An 18,582-nucleotide genomic window follows, 5' to 3' on the forward strand; every position below is an offset into this window, starting at 1 on the left:
TCTAGCCGACCGCTCGCGCCGGCTCGGGGACCGTGGAGTACTGCGGCGGGAACATGCCGGGAGGTACCGGGATGCCCTGGGATTCGAGGAAGGCACCGAGGTCGCTGACGCGAGTCTGCGTCCCCGGCTCCGGCAGCACCCGGGATTCCGGGGCGGGCCCGGGCGTCTCGGGCACCTGGGTCTCGGGTGCCTGGGTCTGGGGTGCCTGGGTCTCGGGGGTGGCCGGGTCGACCGCGGGAGGCGCGTTCTTCTTCTCGCGTTCGGTTCGGGCGAGATCGGTCACCCACGCGACCATCTTTTCGCTTTCCCACTCGACCCCGTCGTTGGGGTCGTTGTACCAGTAGGACAGGTGCTGCAGAAAGCCGATCGCCAAGTAGGGGCCGAGCACGACGTCGACGATGCCCTTGTTGTTCTCCACCAGGCCCTCGCCCTCGGCGCGCAACTTCGCCTTCACCGTTTCGGCACCCGGACCGAGGGCCCAGTTGAGATCGGCAAGTAGTTGATCGGGCGACAGCGCTGCTGCAGCCTTTGCGTCGTCCACCTGATACTGCCGGTCGGAGACTTTGACGAGAACCTGCAGGAGCGTCTCGTCCGACTCGAGCCACGACTTGTTCGTGGCGATATCGATGATCGCGCGGGTGGCAATGGAGGCAACCGTCCGACCGAAGTCGGAGACGGTCTGCACCGGGTTGAGCAGCGTCAACCGCATTTGACCGAGTACACCGAGCGCCAGCTGCAGCAGTTCGATCTTGTCCGGCGAGTCGCAGGCGAGATCGTAGGGACGACACGACCAGGTGACCTTGTCCGTCATCGACCCGTAGTCCCGCGGCGACTGATCCATGAAGCCGCCGAGGGACTGGCCCACCTCGTCACCGAAATTAGGCACGCCGGCCGGGCGGTAGGGCGACCCCACCATGACGACACCGACGACGTCGTCGGACGTGACGAGAGCATTGGGATCACGGTGGCCGAGTTCCATCGTCACGCGATCGAGAATTTCGCCGCCGACGCTGTACCCGAGCAGCGCGAACTTGGTCTTCTCACCGCACTTGGTCTTGTACTCGTCCATCAACCGATTGGTCGACGCGATGCCGTCGGCGATCGACTCCTGGTAGGTCGGCACGTTGTCGAGTACGTCGAAGCCGTAGGTGGAGGAATACGGGACGTAGAGCCAGCCGACGGTGCCGGGGCTGTCCGCGTTCGCCTCACCGACCGGAACGGTGACGTTGCCGACCCAGTTCGACGCGATCGTCTGCGCTTCTTCGTTGAGCGGATTGCGATCGGAGTCCGAGTCGGTGGCTCCGGACACCGCCAACAGCAGTACGTCCGGGCAGTCCTGCGCGTAGTTGTTCGGATCGATATTCGGGCCCTGAGACGAACCGAAGTCGGCCGAACCCGACTCTGCCGAACCCGAATCGGACGATCCCGAGTCGGGCGCGGCCAGCGCAGCAGCGGGAGCTGCAAGGGCCAACGCCACTGTGACAACCGCCGACCGAACCAATACGGAACCGAACGACGATGTCAGTACACGCTTACGACGCAGCATTTCTGCAGAGACCTCCCCAGCCTTACAAGACAACAGCCTTTTCGACACAGATAGTGAATTCGTCGGCGCTGTCGAAGTCGAGAGCCCGACGCCCCCGGGAAGAAGGTACCTGCTCGCGTCGGTTTCGCCATCACTACGAGTGATCCAGGGCACTGAGGGCCGCAAAAATGGTGGTGTGTCACCAATGCCACAGCGCAGAAACGGACCGTTGTCATCGACCGGTCTCGCCGCGGGTTAAACTCGGTTCCGTGGTCATCTTCTTCGAGGTATTGCTGGCGCTTGCGGCAGTAGCCATCATCGCGTTCTCGCTCTATGTCGTCTATCGACTGGTCAACGACGAGTCGTGACGGAACCGGGCGCGGGCAACCCCGACAGCATCGACGACGGACTGGGCACCCCTATCACCAGCGGTGACCAAGCCATTTCGGCTGCCGAGCAGAAGTTCGCCGAGGCGTCGGCGCGCAACATCCCGGTGCTGCCCGACATCCCCCATCCGGACGACACCGCAAACCTGCGGCTCGGCCCCGATCTGCACCCGTCGATGCTGGCGCTGCTGCCACTCGTCGGCGTGTGGCGCGGTCAGGGCGAGGGGCACGATCCGGAGACGGACACCGACTATCCCTTCGGTCAGCAGATCGTCGTCTCCCATGACGGCGGCAGCTACCTCAGCTGGGAATCGCGCTCCTGGAGACTCGATTCCGACGGCAATTACGCGCACCCCGACCTTCGGGAGACCGGGTTCTGGCGCATCAGCGGCGGCGACGGAGTCAAAGGGTCCAAGGACGAAGAAGTCGTCGAGCTGCTGCTGACGCACAGCACCGGCGTCGTCGAACTGTATTACGGTCACGCCCTGACCCAGTCGTCCTGGGAACTTGCCACCGACGTCGTCATCCGCAGCACCTCGGGCGCACTGGTGGGCGGAGCTCGCCGCCTGTACGGAATCGTCGAGGGCGGGGATCTGGCGTACGTCGAGGAACGTGTCGTCGCCGACGGCCCGCTCGCACCGCGTCTGTCGGCCCGCCTCACCCGCTACATCGGCTGACGCAGAATCTTTTTCGGATCTCGGGGGCCGCTCGCATGCGAACGGCCCCCGAGCCATACCTGATGTCAGGTCCCGACCGGACAGGTCGGGGGCTCGGGGGCCGGGTAGCTGCCTGGGATTCGCCTGCCGCTCGCGCGGTCTTCGCAGTGAATCCGTCAGCGATTGCGGCTAGCTGACAGCCACCTCACGCGTCCTAGAGTTCATCAACTTCAGACCACCTCCTCTCTCGTGTACTCCCAACGTACGCCCGCGATCGGGAGTCGGCAAAGGGTTTTTTCGCAGTCCGGTCTCCGAGGTCGATCACCTGGTCGGCGTCGGTGTTCTCGGGCAATTGGTGAGTGACGACGACCACCGTTCGCTCGGCACCGAACAGCCCGTCGTCGGTGGTGAGCAGCTCGCGCAGAATCCGTTCGCCGGAGATTCTGTCGAGATGTTCGGTCGGCTCGTCCAACAGCACGACGGGCGCGGTGCTCAGCAGTGCGCGTGCGAGAAGGAGTCGACGACGCTCGCCACCCGAGACCGCCTGCGCCCCACCGATCAGTGTCGTGTGAACGCCCTGGGGCAACGCGTCGAGCCACGGTCCGAGACCCACTCGTCGCAATGCCTGCGTTGCCTGGTCTTCGTCCACGTCGCCCCGCACCACTCGCAGGTTCTCCAGAATCGAGGTATCGAACAGGTGCGCGTCTTCGGCGAACAGCGCTGCATCCGAGCCGAATTCGACGGCGAGTGCGCGCAGCATCGTCGTCTTTCCCGATCCGCTGGGCCCGATGATTGCGCTCCGCGCATGTGCGCGAAAGTTCGTAGCAGGGGTCGAGTTTCCACTCACATGGGTCGGAGCCGCGTCGAGCATGGTCATGATTCGGGTGGCCGCGATTCGGCCGCGCATCAGTGCAATTGCCGCTGCGGGCAGAGCTGCGGTCGCCTCGAACGCAGCCAGCGGAACCAACACGATGATCGCGAGCGCCATCGGCGTCATGCCGCCCGCCGTGCCTCCGTCCGGGCCGTACAGCCCGATGCCGATCAGCAACGACCCGATCACCGACGCTCCGATCGCCAAGGGCTGCGCGGCATCCGCGAGCGCCGACGGACGCGCCGCGCGATCTCGCGCTTTCACCGAGTCGTGTGCTGCGCCCTCGGCTTCGGCGAGTGTCGCGTCCAGACGACGGGCGACTCGCAGTTCCGCCGCATGGTCGAGTGCGCGGACGGCTGTCTCGGCGAAGCGCACGTCGGCTTCGGCACCGGCTTCCTCGGCGATCCTCGCCGACCGGGCCGCGAGTATCGGTGCACCCACGCCGGCGATCAGCAATGCCACCGCCAGAATCGATGCGGCGGCAGGTGCGATTCCCGCGAGCAGGCCCACGGCCGCGAGCATCATCAGCACGCTCACACAGATGGGAACGACGGCCCGGATGACGACGTCACCGAGAACGTCCACGTCCGCACCGGTGCGCGCCAGAACGTCACCCCGTCGCAGTGCGACCGCGCCGTTCCCGTTCGCCAATCTCTCGTAGATTCTCGTGCGGGCCGCCGTCGTTCCGCGCAGCGCCATATCATGGGTGGTCAAGCGTTCGAGATACCGAAACACCCCGCGCGAGATACCCAGTGCCCGAACGGCTACGACGGCAACCGAGAGGTCCAGCACCGGTGGCATCTGCCACGCCCGGGTGATCAACCACGCCGACAGCGCCGCCAGGGCGAGTGCACTGCCCAATGTCGCCACTCCGGCCAACACGGCCAGTACGACTCTGCGCGGAGACAGCTCGAACAGCGCCAGTGCTCGTCGCAGATCAGACATGCTCGAACTCCCGCTTCGTGGTCGAGTCGCTACGCACCTCGACGATGCGGTCGGCGGCATGCAGCACCGAACGCCGATGACCGACCATCACCACGGTGACGCCGCGGTCGGCGGCATCTCGAACCGCCTGCAGCACAGTCCCTTCACTCAGCGCATCCAGGTGTGCCGTCGGCTCGTCCAACAGCATCACCGGAGCATCGGACACGAAGGTACGCGTCAGTGCGAGGCGCTGTAGCTCGCCGAGCGACAGCCCCACCCCACCCTGCCCGACGCGGGTGTCCCAGCCCTCAGGGTGTTCTCGAAGCACCGCGTCGAATCCGGCTGCGCGGCAAGCGAGTTCCAGTGCAGCCGAGTCGGGGATTCCGTGCAGGGTCACGTTGTCGTAGAGCGTGCCCGGCACCAACACCGGCCGCTGCGGGAGCCAGGCCACCTGCGCCCACCACTGTTCGAGATCGAGTTCGGCGATCGGCACTCCCCCAACACTCACCGCGCCGGTCGACGGCGGAGTCAGGCCCAGGATCGCGTGCAGCGCAGTCGTTTTGCCTGCGCCGTTCGGTCCGGTCAGGACCGTGACGGTGCCTGCCCGGCACAACGCACTCAGCTCCGCTGGTGCCGCTCCGTCCCGACTTGCAACGCCGAGCCCGTCCAGCTCGATGTCGACCGCTGTCGCGTCGACGGTGCGGCCACCGGTCGGCCGCGCCGTTCGCCGGTCCAACACCCGGAATGCACGATCGGCTGCCTCGACGCCGTCCTCGGCCGCATGAAACTGGGTGCCGACGGCACGCAGTGGAAAATACACCTCGGGCGCGAGGACGAGCGCGATGATGCCGGCTTCGAGTGTCATCTCGCCGAACACCAGACGCAGCCCGATGCCGACGGCAACCAGCGCTACACACAGCGTCGCGAGCAACTCGAGCACCATCGACGACAGGAACGCAATCTTCAGTGCGCGCATGGTCGTTCGACGATGGGCGTCGCCCAATGCACGAACGCGAGCGGCCGGCCCGTGCTCGCGCCCGAGCGCGCGCAGAGTCGGCAGGCCTGCCAACAGATCGAGCAGTTGTGCAGACAACCTGGTCATCGTGGTGAGCGTGGCGGCCGCCCGGCCCTTGGTCAGCAAGCCGATCAGGATCATGAAGACGGGGATGAGCGGCAGGGTCACGGCGATGATGGCGGCCGATGTCAGATCCTGTGTGAGGATGACGATCAGGACCAACGGGGTGACGATGACGGCCAGCACCAGCGCCGGCAGATAGCCGGTCAGGTACGCCCGTAGTCCGCCGATGGCGCGGGTCACGACGACGGCCAGTTCCTCGCGCTCGGCGTCGAGCTCGCGAGGCTCGAAACGCGTTGCCGTCGTGAGTACTTCGATCTCCAGCTCGGCGACGACCCGCGACGCCGACCGGTGTGCGTAACGAGACTGGGCTCCGGTCGCGAGCACCCGAACCACTGTTGCACCGGCCAGGACGACCAGTTCCGTCGTCCATGCGGACAACGATCTGGCCGACGGGTCGGTGATGACGCCGGCCAGCACGCGTCCGATCGCCAGTGCACTCACGATGATGCACAGGGTGACCACGGTCGACAGCGCGACCGTCACGAGCACGTACCCACGGGCGGAGCGCGAGTACTTCCACAGTCGCGGATCGACCGGGCCCTTCGGCCGTGTCCGCGAAGTGGTGGGTGCGGTCACGACTTCACCGACAGCCCGATCGAGTCGGGGATCTGGGCGCTCGAAATACGTTGCCGGAAAACCCAGTACGTCCACGCCTGGTAGCCGAGGACGACGGGTGCGGCGAAGGCCGCAGCCCACGTCATCACCGTCAACGTGTACGGGCTGGACGACGCGTTGGCGATGGTGAGATCGAAGGCGGCGTCGGTGCTGGACGGCATCACGTTGGGGAACAGGGACGCGAACAGCAGCACGACGACGGCGACGATGGCAATGCAGGTGAAGACGAAGGCCCAGCCCTCGCGCACTTTCGCCGTCAGCGCGACGACGAGCAACAGGGCCACTGCTGCCACCGCGAAGAGTACCCACGTCCAGGTTTTCCCGTATGCGAGTTGGGTCCACAGCGCGAAGGCACCACCGACGAGCACTGCCGGAACCGACAGCCACGCTGCCATTTTCACCGAGTCCTCGTGGACGTCGCCGGAGGTCTTGAGCGCGATGAACACGGCACCGTGCAGTGCGAACACCACGGCCATCGTTACTCCGCCGAGCAGTGCGTACGGGTTGAGGAGGTCGAAGAACCCTGCGGTGACCTTCTTGTTCTCGTCGATCGCGACTCCGCGGACGATGTTGGCGAACGCGACGCCCCACAGCACAGCCGGAACCCACGAGCCGATGCCGATGCCGATGTCGCAGCGTCGACGCCACACCGGGTCGTCGATCTTGCCGCGCCATTCGATGGCGCAGATGCGCAGGATGAGCGCCACCAGGATCAACAGCAACGGCAGGTAGAAGCCCGAGAACAACGTGGCGTACCACTCGGGAAACGCCGCGAACAGGGCACCGCCTGCCGTGATGAGCCAGACTTCGTTGCCGTCCCAGACCGGGCCGATGGTGTTGAGAACTGCGCGACGACGCTTCTCTCCCGTCACGGGGTCGGGGTGCCTACCCAGAATGGGCATGAGCATGCCGACGCCGAAGTCGAAGCCTTCGAGCACGAAGTAGCCGACGAAGAAGAAAGCGATGATGAGAAACCAGAATTCGGGCAGTGACATTGCTATCCCCTAGTACGCGAACGAGAGCTGCTTGGGCTCATCGTCTTCCGATTCCGGTGGGTCGACGTGCGGGTGCGCGTCGTGGTCGAGAGGTCCTTCGATGACGTAGCGCCGAAGCAGGTAGAACCAGACACCTCCGAGAGCGGCGTACAGCAGTGTGAACGTCACAAGCGAGGCGACGACGAGGCCGACGGGATGGTCGGAGACGCCCTGGTCGACGGTGAGCCGGATCTGATCGACTCCCGAGAGGTTGGGCGCGACAACCCATGGCTGACGCCCCATTTCGGTGAAGATCCAGCCGGCACTGTTGGCCAGGAACGGCGTCGGAATGGCCAGCAGCGACAGCCACGAGAACCACTTCTGGTCGGGAATCCGGCCACCTCGGGTGACCCACAGTCCCGCGACAGCGAGCAGGGCGGAGCCTGCGGCCAGACCGATCATCATCCGGAACGCCCAGTAGGTGACGAACAGGTTGGGCTTGTAGTTGCCCGGTCCGAACTGCTGCTCGTACTGATCCTGTAGTTGGTTGACGCCCTGCACGGTGGCACCGAAGTCGTTCTCCGCCAGGAACGAGGTGAGGCCGGGGATCGCGATGAGGTGCACCACGGATTCGCAGTTGTTGTGGGTACCCACGGTCAGGAGCGAGAAGCTGGCTCCGGTTTCGGTGTTGCACAACGATTCTGCGGAGGCCATCTTCATCGGCTGCTGCTCGAACATGAGCTTGCCCTGAATGTCTCCGGTGATGGCGAGCGCCCCACCCGCAACGATCATGACGATGAACGACATGCGCGCTGCCGATCGGAACATCTGGCGCGAGTCGGTGGCTGGGACCGCAGCTATCTCGTTCTCGGCCTTTTTCTTGCGAGCCTCGCGGACCATCCACCATCCGGAGATGCCTGCGACGAATGTGGCGGCGGTGAGGAATGCGCCTGCGACCGCGTGTGGAAATGCTGCCAGCGCAGTGTTGTTGGTGAGCAGCGCCCAGATGTCGGTCAGCTCGGCGCGGCCGGTTTCTTCGTTGTAGATCGCGCCGACGGGATGCTGCATCCAGGAGTTGGCCGCGATGATGAAGAAGGCCGAGGCGTTGACGCCGATGGCGACGAGCCAAATGGTCGCCAGGTGAACGAGTTTGGGTAGTCTGCTCCATCCGAAGATCCACAGACCGAGGAACGTGGACTCGAGGAAGAACGCGACCAGCCCTTCGAGTGCGAGGGGCGCACCGAACACGTCACCGACGAATCGTGAGTATTCGCTCCAGTTCATCCCGAACTGGAACTCCTGCACGATTCCCGTTGCGACGCCTAGTGCGAAGTTGATGAGGAACAGCTTGCCGAAGAACTTGGTCAGTCGATACCAGGAATCCTTGCCGGTGATCACCCACATGGTCTGCATGGCCGCCACCATCGGCGCGAGGCCGATGGTGAGGGGTACGAGAATGAAGTGATAAACGGTGGTGATACCGAACTGCCACCGCGAGACATCCAACGCGTCCATCGATACTCCGAACTCTTCCACCCGAGCTGTGACGGGCAACACCGCAGGTCAGGGCATTGGCCCGCGACTGATTCGAATGTACTACTACGAGTAGTAGTAGGGAAGAGTCTTTCGACAGGGCCATTGGGCCCTCAGAGCATCCGGACGGTCTCCACTGCGAGATCGACCATCTCGGGCACCTCGTCCGCGCGGCTGGGCCGCCCCAGAACGACGCCGTTCATCGATGTCACCCGCGCCGCCAGCGTGACGCTCGAAACGAGCCAAACACCGTCCGCTGCAATGAGATCCGCTGGATACAGATGTCCGTGCTCGCACGTCCAGCCGGCCGCCTCGGCCACCGAGAACAGGGCGGCAACTGTGGTGCCCGCCAGGATGCCCTGCTCGACCGACGGTGTGACGAGAGTCTTACCGAGGGCCACCACCACCGTCGAACGGGGTCCCTCGAGCACTCTGCCCTCGCTGCTGAGGTAGATCACGTCGTCCACGCCCTGGCGGGCAGCGTGGCGCAGCGCGGCCATGTTGGTCGCGTACGACAACGTCTTCGCGCCTGCCAGCTGCCACGGCGCACCGGCGGAGAAATCGACCGAGTAGCCCCGATCGAGCGTCATCACCGACACCCCGTTCTCCCGGGCGTTGCGCACTCGACCCGGCAGTGGCCCCAGCGTCACGAACGCCGTCGGATCGCCGCCGCCCTCACGACCACGACTCAGCACCAACCGCAGAACGCCCTCGTCCGTGGACTTCTCCGTCCACAGGCCGACCGACTGCTCGATCACCGCGCGCCAGGCATCCGGATCGGGGACGGGAAGATCCAGGGCCGCCGCCGACACGGCCAGACGCGCCAGGTGCAGCTCGACGCCGCAGGCCGAGCCGTGACGCACCAGCAGCGTCTCGAACGCGCCGTCACCACGCACGGCAGCCAGATCGTCGGCGAACAGCAACGGCCGATCCGCGTCGTGCACTCGGCCGTCCAACGTCACCACTACCGACTCCGACATGCCGCCACCCTAAAGGCTGTGGCCGGGTGCTCCTACTATGGAGTGGTGTCCGATCCTGTGACGATCACCCCGAGTCCTCTTCTCACTCTCCCCGGCGCAGTGCCCTCTCCCGACGACAGCGTCGATGCCGGCGTCGCCTGGCACTACGGCAATCCGTTCGGCGAACAACGCAGTGCCGTCAGCGCAGCCGCCGTCATCGATCGATCCCACCGATTCGTGCTTGCCATCAGCGGCGACGAGCGCTCGAGCTGGCTGAACACGATCTCGAGCCAACTCGTGTCGGATCTGCCCGACGGCAGCTCGGCCGAAAACCTGAGCCTGGACGTCAACGGCCGCATCGAGCATCACTTCGTTCAGACCGATCTGGGCGGGATCACCTACATCGACACCGAACACGCACAGGGACCGGATCTGCTGTCGTTCCTGAAGAAGATGGTCTTCTGGGCCAAGGCCGAACCCAGAGAGGCCGACGAACTCGTCGTTCTCTCCGTCCTCGGATCCGACGCGGCGTCGATCCTCGACAAGGCAGGCCTCCCGGTTCCCAGCGAGATCTACGGCGCGTCGGCAGTGGACGGCGGCGGCTTCGTCCGACGGATGCCCTGGCCGGGTCCGAACTCGTACGACGTCGTCGTCCCCCGAGCAGGCCTGGGCGACTGGTTCCTTCGCCTCCGCGACGCCGGTGCTGCCCCGGCCGGAACGTGGGCGTACGAGGCGTTGCGGGTGGAATCGGTGCGACCGCGGGTGGGCGTGGACACCGACGAGAAGACCATTCCGCACGAGGTCCGATGGATCGGCAGTGCAGCCGAGTTCGGCGCGGTTCATCTGGAGAAGGGCTGCTATCGCGGGCAGGAGACCGTCTCGCGGGTGCACAACCTCGGTCGACCGCCGCGTCACCTGGTACTCCTGCATCTCGACGGTTCCGCCGACGGACGGCCCGTGACCGGCGACCCCGTCACCGCCGGTGGCCGCGCGGTGGGGCGTCTGGGGACCGTTGTCGACCACTTCGAGCTCGGGCCCGTTGCCCTCGCGCTGGTCAAGAGAACGATTCCGGTGGACACCGCCCTGGAGGCGGGTCCGTGTGCGGCGTCGATCGACCCCGACTCCATCCCCTCGTACGACGACGTGCAGGCCGGCCGCGCGGCCGTCGATCGCCTTCGCGGCCGGTGACCGGGACCGTCTCGGCGGTCTGCGTGGTGCATGCCGACGTCCCGTTCGGGCGGCGCGGCGTCGTCGACAGCGGCATCGACAAGCGGCCCGTGCTCGGCCCGGTGGATGTGCACGAGCTCGGCATCGGCGGAGACCACTGTTCCGACTCCAAATTCCACGGTGGTCTCGATCAAGCCGTGTACGCCTACGACGAAGCAGAAGCCCGGTACTGGGCCGATCAGCTGGGTGCGCCCGTCGAGCCAGGACGGTTCGGCGAGAATCTGCGGACCAGCGGCGTCCCGGTGACCGACGCGGTGATCGGGACGCGGTGGCGCATCGGCACGGTGACACTGGAGGCAACCATCGCACGCAAGCCCTGCGGCACGTTCGCGCGGTGGATGGGCGAGCCGGGGTGGGTTCGCCGATTCACGGCCCAGGGAGATGTGGGCGCTTACTTCCGAGTGCTCGAGCCCGGGGTCTTCGCCGCCGGTGATTCGGTGACGGTCGAATCGGTTCCTCGGCACGCGGTGACGGTGCGGATGCTCTTCGAGGGGCGGGACGCCGCGGCGATGCAGACTCTTCTGGACGAGCCCGGATTGGCACCGAAGGTGTACCGCGACGCGGCGGCGGCGCTGAAAACGTCGCGGAGGCCATGACGCGCAGCACTACTGTTTTCGTGTCGTAGCGCGAAGATAGTTCGCCTGAGCACGGATATGCGCAGGTACAGGCAGCGCGGACCCCTGCCCCGGGCGTGTCGCGCCGCGGGGCCCGGCATCGACACGTGGTGCCGTATGCGCATCGCGGCGATTCGCGCGCTAGAGTGTGTGCCAGGAAGAAATACCAACTCTAACGGGGCCGCCAAATTTCCCCAGGCCGCCCCGCAAGTCCGCGAGGGGGCACCGCCATGGGCCGAGGCAGGGCTAAGGCAAAGCAGACAAAGGTCGCTCGTGAGCTCAAGTACAGCTCGCCGACAACGGACTTGGAGAGTCTGCAAAGAGAGCTCTCCGGTGGTTCGTCCAACTCCCATCGTGGCGGCATCCACTCTGACTCGGATGTGCATTCCCGAGTCGAGGAAGACGAGTACGAGGACTGGCGACGCTAGAAACTGTGCACTGAACGACTGAGGGGGAGCCGCACCGCGGCTCCCCCTCACTTGTTCGTCGTGTGACCGGCCGGTCAGAACCTCGGGTGGTTCCCCAGCAGCAGCGCGCGCTCGTCGGCGACGTCCTTGCCTGCAGCCTTCTTGACCGTGCCGAGAGTCCAGCAGTCGATGTGCCGTGCGGTCAGTACCGCCAGAGCGCGATCGACGTCCTCGGGGGCGACGATCGCGACCATGCCGACACCCATGTTGAACGTCTGCTCCATCTCGGCCCGCTCGACGCGTCCGCGCTGCGCGATGAGGGAGAAGATCGGGGCCGGGCTCCACGTGGTCCGATCGAGTTCGGCCACGAGACCCTCGGGCATGACGCGGGAGAGGTTGTTGGCGAGTCCGCCGCCCGTCACGTGGCAGAACGTGCGCACGTCGGTCTCGGCCGCGAGTGCGAGGCAGTCCTTGGCGTAGATCTTCGTCGGCTCGAGCAGTTCCTCGCCGAGTGTGCGGCCGAACTCCTCGACGTGTCCGCCGAGATCCATGTGGTTGATCTCGAGCAGCACCTTGCGAGCGAGCGAGTAGCCGTTGGAATGCAGACCGGACGATCCCATGCCGATGACGACGTCGCCGGGACGCACGCGCTCGGGTCCGAGGATCGAGTCCGCCTCCACGACGCCGATGCCGGTGGCAGAAAGGTCGTAGTCACCGTCGGCCATCAGCCCCGGGTGTTCGGCCGTCTCGCCGCCGAGCAACGCACAGCCGGCGATGATGCAGCCTTCGGCGATGCCCTTGACCAGTTCCGCGACCTGCTCGGGTACGACACGACCGACGGCGATGTAGTCCTGCAGGAACAGCGGCTCGGCTCCGCACACGACCAGATCGTCGACGACCATGGCCACGAGGTCGAGGCCCAGGGTGTCGTGCTTGCCGAGGGCCTGGGCGACGGCGACCTTGGTGCCGACTCCGTCGGTCGAGGCAGCCAGGACCGGCTCGCGGTAGTCGCCCTTGAGCGCGAACAGACCGGCGAAACCACCGAGACCGCCCATGACCTCGGGCCTGCTGGCCTTCTTGGCGAGTGGCGCGAACAGTTGAACTGCTCGGTCTCCTGCGGCGATATCGACCCCGGCCGCCGCGTAGGAGGCACCGCCCGAGTGAGTTGCGCTCGTGGGTTGGGATTCCTCGGTCATTCGGCTCCAGCCTGTGTACTCGTTCATGTCAGCGCCCGTAGCGGCGCAGATAGCGCCCTAACGGTACCGGAGTGCCCGCTGGCGGGAAGAATTCACGTGTGCAGCCGCTTGCCCGGGATGGCGGCCAACAGCTTCTTCGTGTACTCCTCCTCCGGCGAGCGCAGAATCTTCCACGGCGTGCCCTGCTCGACGACCTGGCCGCCCCGCAGCACCACCACTCGATGTGCGACGCGATCGACCACCGCCAGATCGTGGCTGATGAACAGGCAGGCGAAACCGAACTCCTGCTGCAGCGCCTCGAACAGGTCGAGCACGGCCGCCTGGACCGAGACGTCGAGTGCACTGGTCGGCTCGTCCGCGACCACCAGATCCGGTCCCAGCACCAGTGCCCGCGCCAGGCTGACGCGTTGCCGTTGCCCACCGGACAGCTCGTGCGGGTAACGCTTGTCGGTGCCGGACGGTAGTTGCACGGCGTCGAGCAGCTCGGTGGTCCTGGCCGCGATCGCATCCTTGGAGCCGTACTTGTGCACGATCATCGGCTCGGCGATGCACTGTCCGACGGTGAGCCGCGGATTCAGCGACGCCGACGGGTCCTGGAAGACGAAGCCGAATCGCTTGCGCAAGGGCTTGAGCTTGCGCTCGCTCACCCCGGCAATGTTCTGTCCCATCACCGTCACGCTGCCGCTGGTCGGCTTCTGGAGCGCTGCAACGCACCTGCCGATCGTCGACTTACCCGAGCCCGATTCGCCCACCAGACCGAGGGTTTCGCCGCGGTGGATGGTCAGCGAGACGTCGTCGACCGCTCGGAATGCCGAGGAGCCGACCCCACCGGAGAACTGCACCACCAGCTGCGAGACCTCGAGTACCGGCTCGCCCGACGTGTCGACGGTCTTGTCCGACTCCACTGCAGCAAGGGTCGGCACCGCGGCCAGCAGCTTTTTGGTGTACTCGTCTTCGGGGGCGTCGAACAGCTGTGCCACCGGCGCTTCCTCGACGACGCGGCCGTTCTGCATGACGACGACGCGGTCCGCCAGATCGGACACGACGCCCATGCTGTGGGTGATCAGCACGATGGCGCAGCCCAACCGATCCTTGAGATCGCGGAGCAGTTCGAGGATCTCGGCCTGCACAGTGACGTCGAGGGCGGTGGTCGGCTCGTCGGCGATGATGACTTTCGCCTCACAAGAGATGGCGATCGCGATCATGACGCGTTGCTTCTGGCCACCGGAGAGCTCGTGTGGGTAGTACGAGAAGCGCTGCTCGGGGTTCGGCAACCCCACCATCGTCAACAACTCGATGGCCCGCGCCTTGGCATCCTTACTGCCCATCCGTTTACCGTCTGCGCGGGTGTGCGCGCGCAGCGCCTCGACGATCTGATACCCGATGGTGAACAGCGGATCGAGGGCACTGCCCGGCTCCTGGAACACCATCGAGATCTTGTTGCCCCGCAGCCTCGCCCACGCCTTGTAGTTCAGCGTGGTGACGTCCTGCCCGCCGAGAACCACGTGCCCGTCGACTCGCGCGGTATCGGGCAGCAGCCCGATGGCGGAGCGGACACTGACGGACTTACCCGACCCCGACTCCCCCACCACAGCGAGAACTTCACCGGGATAGACCTCGAACGAGACCTCGGTGACGGCATCGACTTCGCCGGCATCGGTGACGAACGAAACGGACAACGACTGCACCGACAATGCGGACTCGCGTGGAGTCACGACACTCGATGTCATACCTTCACCGCCTTCTTGAACTTCTTGCGGGTGCGCAGCAGCGGATTGAGTGTCTCGCTTGCACTTTCACCGACCATGGTCAGACCGAGGACCACCAGCACGATGCCCAGGCCCGGGAACACCGACGTCCACCAGATGCCGTTGGAGATGTCCGGTAGGGCCTTGTTGATGTCGTATCCCCACTCCGAGGCGGAGGTGGGCTCGATCCCGAACCCGAGGAAGCCGAGCCCGGCGAGGGTGAGGATGGCCTCGGCTCCGTTGAGCGTGATGATGACCGGCAGTGTCTGCACCACGTTGGCGAGTATGTGCCGGAACAGAATTCGCGGCGTGCCGGCTCCGGTCACCCGCGCGGCGTCGACGTACGGTTCGGTCTTGACGGCGACCGTCGCGTTGCGGACCACCCGGAAGTACTGAGGCACGAAGATCGCCGTGATGGCGATGGCCGCGGAGGCGATACCGCCGAAACTCGACGACTGACCGCCTGCCACGACGATCGAGATGACCACCGCGAGAAGCAGAGACGGGAATGCGTACATCGCGTCCATGAACAGCACGAGCACCCGGTCGAACCAGCGGCCGATGTAACCCGAGGCCAGACCGAGGGGAACGCCGATGATCAGGGACAGCACCAGCGACGAGGCGATGACCATCAATGCGGTTCTGGCACCGTAGATCACCCGCGAGAACACGTCCTCACCGCGAACCGAGGTACCGAACCAGTGATCCGCGGACGGCGCGGCTTGGCGGGCGAAATCCGCACCGGCGTCACTGGTCTGCGAGAAACCGTACGGCGCGAGAATCGGCGCGAACAGCGCCGCGATCACGAACCCCACCATCAGCGCCAACCCGACGATGAGCGTGACCCGCTGCAATCCCGAGGTGGACTTCACGAACGCGACGCCGGGGAACCCTCTGCGGTGCGGACGGGTGGGAGGAACGTCGGACAGCACGACTTCGGTGCTCATCAGAACCTCACTCTCGGGTCGATGAGGGCGACGATCGCGTCGGTGACGAAGCTGACGACGGCGACCACCACGGCCAGGAACGTCACGATGCCTTGCACGGCAACGAAATCGCGGGCCTGCAGATAACGGGCGAGTTCGTAGCCCAGTCCTTGCCACTCGAAGGTCGTCTCGGTGAGTACGGCACCGCCGAGGAGGACGGCGATCTGCAGTCCGATGACGGTGACGATGGGAATCATGGCGTTGCGGAACGCATGTCGCCTCGTCACCGTGCCCTCGCTCAACCCGCGCGCGCGGGCGGCGTCGACGAACGACGCCTGCAACGTCTGAATCAGGTTGACTCGCACCAATCGCAGGAACACACCGGCCGTCAGCAGGCCGAGCGCAAGAGCGGGCAGAACCGCGTGCTCGAGCACGTCGACGGTGTAACCGGTGTCGCCGTACAGGAACGAGTCGATGATCAGAATGTTCGTCTTCGGGGAGACGTTCTGCAGTGCCAGTTCCACATTGGTACTGGCCCGCCCGGCGACCGGCAGCCAGCCGAGCTTGACGGCGAACAGCAGCTTGAGCAGCATGCCGACGAAGAATACCGGGGCCGCGTACGCCAGGATCGCGAAGATTCGCAGCGACGCGTCACCGAACCGGTCGCGATGGGTGGCGGCGTAGAACCCGAGCGGGATGCCGACCGCGAACGCGACGAGCAGCGCCCAGAACGCCAATTCCAGTGTGGCAGCACCGTTGACGAGCAGGACGTCACTGATCGCGCGATTGTCGGTGGCGGAGCGGCCGAAGTCGCCGCGCAACAATCCGGTCAGGTACTCCCAGTACTGCGTCAGGATCGGCCGGTCGTATCCGGCCTCGGCCTTGCGCTGGGCGATCTGTTCGGCGGGTAGTCGACCGCCGAGGGCGGCGGTGATCGGGTCACCGATCACACGCATGAGAAAGAAGACGACGGTGACGAGAATCCAGGCAGTCGGGATGATCAACAGAAACCTGATCCCGAGATAGCGGGCGAGCGCGCCGTATCGTGACGGCGCGCTCGCCTGCTGCGCTTTCTTCTCCCCTACCGGCGTCTGTGCGGTAGCGGGCACCGGTCAGCTCTTGGCGAGAGTGACGAAGCGGAACTTGAACGAGGCGTCGAGGGTCTCGTCCACACCGCTGATCTCATCGGTGGCGACGGCGATCTGCTTGCCCTCCAACAGCGGAAGGGTCGGCAGGTAGTTGGTCGCGAGCTCGGTCTGAATCTGTCCGATGATCTGCATCCGTGCGTTCTCGTCGGCCGTCGTGCGCTCGAGGTCGAGCAGTGACGTGATCTCCGGGTTCTCGAAATGCGACTGGAGGAAGTTGTCCGGTCCGAAGAACGGCGTCAGGTAGTTGTCTGCATCGGGGTAGTCCGGGAACCAGCCGAGCTGGTACACCGGGTACGCGTCGGCGACACGTTCCTTGGTGTAGGTGCTCCACTCGGTGGACTGCAGGTTCACATTGAACAAGCCCGTCGCGTCGAGCTGACTCTTGATCGCGGCGTACTCCTCGCTCGAGCTCGAGCCGTAGTGATCCGGGTTGTACTGCAGGTTGAGTTGGATCGGAGTGGCGACGCCTGCAGCGGAAAGGAATCCGGCAGCCTCGTCTTTGTTCGGTGTCTCACCGTAGACGTCGGAGAAGGCCTTGTTGGAACCTTCCAGACCGGTCGGCACCACGGAGTACAGCGGGGTGTAGGTGCCCTTGTAGACGCCGTCGGAGAGCGCCTGGCGATCGACCGAGGCAGCAATCGCCTTGCGCACGGCCAACTTCTGCTCGGGGGTGTTGCCGGGCATCGTGTTCATGTTGAAGACCATGTAGCGGGACTCGCCGCCGGGGCCCTCGTGCACCGTCAGGCCGTCGACGGCTCCCAGCGATTCGACGTCGGTCGGGGTGAGGGAACGCCATGCCACATCGATGGCCTTGTTCTGCACATCGAGCTTGAGGTTGTCGGAGCTGGTGTAGTACTTCACGTTGACCGACGACGTCTTCGGGGTGCCGAGAATGCCGTTGTAGTCCCCGTTGGCCACGAAGCTGACGAGTGAGTTCTTGCCATAGCTGGAGATGGAGTACGGGCCGGCGAACGGCTTTCCCGCAACCACTGCGTCGTCGTCGAGCACCTTGTCGGCCGGGAACACCGTCTGGTCGACGATCGGGCCCGCGGGTGTCGCGAGGATCTGCGGGAACGTCTGATCGTTGGCCGCTTTGAGGGTGAACTCGACGGTCTTCTCGTCCGGTGTCGCGATGCTGTCGAGATTGGTCAGCAGCGACGCCGGCCCGTTCGGATCGTTGATCGCGACGATGCGGTCGAACGAGAACTTGACGCTCTCGCTCGTCAGCGGATTGCCGTTGGCGAACTTCAGGTCGTCCTTGAGCGTGCACTTGTAGACGGTCGGCTCCGCGAAATCGCAGCTCTCGGCCGCATCGGGCTCGAGCTCGGAGCTACCGGGAGCGAAGTTCATCAAGAAGGGATACGTCTGGTTCATCACCATGAACGATCCGTTGTCGTACGAGCCGGCCGGGTCGAGCGAGGTGACCTGGTCCGTGGTGCCGACCGTGATGGTCTCACCGCCGCCGCCGTCGCCGGATCCACCGGCGTCGGTGCGTCCCGAGCCGCACGCTGCGGCGGTCAGTGCGAGTACCGACAGTGCGGCCACTGCGGCGGTCTTCTTGCCATGCTTACGCACAGCCGTTCGTGATGCGGCGCTGTAGCGCTGCATGCGTCCGTCGTCGGGCGACAGGGTCATCTGAGCCTCTATCCAATCGGTGTGTCCTATGTAACTCGGGACAGTACCGATGGACTGTTTCCAATATGTGGCATTGAGAAAACCCTGCTGTTCCCTAACG

General features: G+C 65.3%; 15 protein-coding genes. 4 read left to right on the top strand and 11 right to left on the bottom strand.

Translation table 11 applies throughout. The annotated features are described in order from the left end of the window. Position 1 precedes the first annotated feature (1 nt). Positions 2-1,546, bottom strand: coding sequence for a cutinase family protein (locus J2X62_RS03750; RefSeq protein WP_222057284.1), 1,545 nt, complete (start codon positions 1,544-1,546; stop codon positions 2-4). Positions 1,547-1,922: 376 nt separating this feature from the next. Between J2X62_RS03750 and J2X62_RS03755 the strand changes: the two genes are divergently transcribed. Continuing rightward, a complete protein-coding gene (locus tag J2X62_RS03755) occupies positions 1,923-2,588 on the top strand; it encodes an FABP family protein (RefSeq protein WP_027495859.1) in 666 nt (221 codons plus the stop codon). Positions 2,589-2,781: 193 nt separating this feature from the next. On the opposite strand, the gene J2X62_RS03760 is transcribed toward J2X62_RS03755, so the two are convergent. The 5 genes from J2X62_RS03760 to J2X62_RS03780 form a co-directional block, all read right to left on the bottom strand. After that, entirely contained in the window at positions 2,782-4,383 is a 1,602-nt protein-coding gene (locus J2X62_RS03760) for an ATP-binding cassette domain-containing protein (protein WP_310177650.1), read from the bottom strand. After that, complete coding sequence (gene cydD, locus J2X62_RS03765) at positions 4,376-6,076, bottom strand: thiol reductant ABC exporter subunit CydD (RefSeq protein WP_310177652.1); 1,701 nt, start codon at positions 6,074-6,076, stop codon at positions 4,376-4,378. The genes J2X62_RS03760 and cydD overlap by 8 nt, the downstream gene beginning before the upstream one ends. Further along, positions 6,073-7,110 (bottom strand): cytochrome d ubiquinol oxidase subunit II, encoded by a 1,038-nt coding sequence (cydB, locus tag J2X62_RS03770; RefSeq protein ID WP_048320528.1) that lies wholly within the window; start codon positions 7,108-7,110, stop codon positions 6,073-6,075. The genes cydD and cydB overlap by 4 nt, the downstream gene beginning before the upstream one ends. A 9-nt stretch (positions 7,111-7,119) precedes the next feature. Beyond that, positions 7,120-8,604 carry a cytochrome ubiquinol oxidase subunit I gene (locus tag J2X62_RS03775; RefSeq protein WP_310177655.1) on the bottom strand — a complete coding sequence of 495 codons (1,485 nt, stop codon included), beginning with the start codon at positions 8,602-8,604 and terminating at the stop codon, positions 7,120-7,122. A gap of 131 nt (positions 8,605-8,735) precedes the next feature. After that, entirely contained in the window at positions 8,736-9,602 is an 867-nt protein-coding gene (locus J2X62_RS03780) for an aminodeoxychorismate lyase (protein ID WP_222080787.1), read from the bottom strand. Between the two features lie 45 nt (positions 9,603-9,647). Between J2X62_RS03780 and J2X62_RS03785 the strand changes: the two genes are divergently transcribed. The 3 genes from J2X62_RS03785 to J2X62_RS03795 all read left to right on the top strand — a co-directional run bounded on the left by J2X62_RS03785 (position 9,648) and on the right by J2X62_RS03795 (position 11,850). Further along, entirely contained in the window at positions 9,648-10,769 is a 1,122-nt protein-coding gene (locus tag J2X62_RS03785; protein WP_310177658.1) for a folate-binding protein YgfZ, read from the top strand. After that, positions 10,766-11,404, top strand: a complete 639-nt coding sequence (locus J2X62_RS03790; protein ID WP_310177660.1) for an MOSC domain-containing protein — start codon at positions 10,766-10,768, stop codon at positions 11,402-11,404. The genes J2X62_RS03785 and J2X62_RS03790 overlap by 4 nt, the downstream gene beginning before the upstream one ends. A 248-nt stretch (positions 11,405-11,652) precedes the next feature. Continuing rightward, positions 11,653-11,850, top strand: coding sequence for a DUF3073 domain-containing protein (locus tag J2X62_RS03795; RefSeq protein ID WP_072692062.1), 198 nt, complete (start codon positions 11,653-11,655; stop codon positions 11,848-11,850). Positions 11,851-11,924: 74 nt separating this feature from the next. On the opposite strand, the gene purM is transcribed toward J2X62_RS03795, so the two are convergent. From purM to J2X62_RS03820, 5 genes are all read right to left on the bottom strand, one after another. After that, a complete protein-coding gene (gene purM / locus J2X62_RS03800) occupies positions 11,925-13,025 on the bottom strand; it encodes a phosphoribosylformylglycinamidine cyclo-ligase (protein ID WP_027495851.1) in 1,101 nt (366 codons plus the stop codon). Between the two features lie 92 nt (positions 13,026-13,117). After that, complete coding sequence (locus J2X62_RS03805; RefSeq protein ID WP_310177662.1) at positions 13,118-14,755, bottom strand: ABC transporter ATP-binding protein; 1,638 nt, start codon at positions 14,753-14,755, stop codon at positions 13,118-13,120. Next, a complete protein-coding gene (locus J2X62_RS03810; RefSeq protein ID WP_032367489.1) occupies positions 14,752-15,720 on the bottom strand; it encodes an ABC transporter permease in 969 nt (322 codons plus the stop codon). Before J2X62_RS03810 ends, J2X62_RS03805 begins: the two co-directional genes overlap by 4 nt. Then, positions 15,720-16,715: an ABC transporter permease gene (locus tag J2X62_RS03815; protein ID WP_310179312.1), complete on the bottom strand. Its 996-nt coding sequence runs from the start codon at positions 16,713-16,715 to the stop codon at positions 15,720-15,722. The genes J2X62_RS03810 and J2X62_RS03815 overlap by 1 nt, the downstream gene beginning before the upstream one ends. A 96-nt stretch (positions 16,716-16,811) precedes the next feature. After that, a complete protein-coding gene (locus J2X62_RS03820) occupies positions 16,812-18,455 on the bottom strand; it encodes an ABC transporter substrate-binding protein (protein ID WP_045842145.1) in 1,644 nt (547 codons plus the stop codon). Positions 18,456-18,582: the final 127 nt, after the last annotated feature.

The organism is Rhodococcus sp. 3258, assembly GCF_031456475.1.
Lineage (GTDB): Bacteria > Actinomycetota > Actinomycetes > Mycobacteriales > Mycobacteriaceae > Rhodococcoides > Rhodococcoides fascians.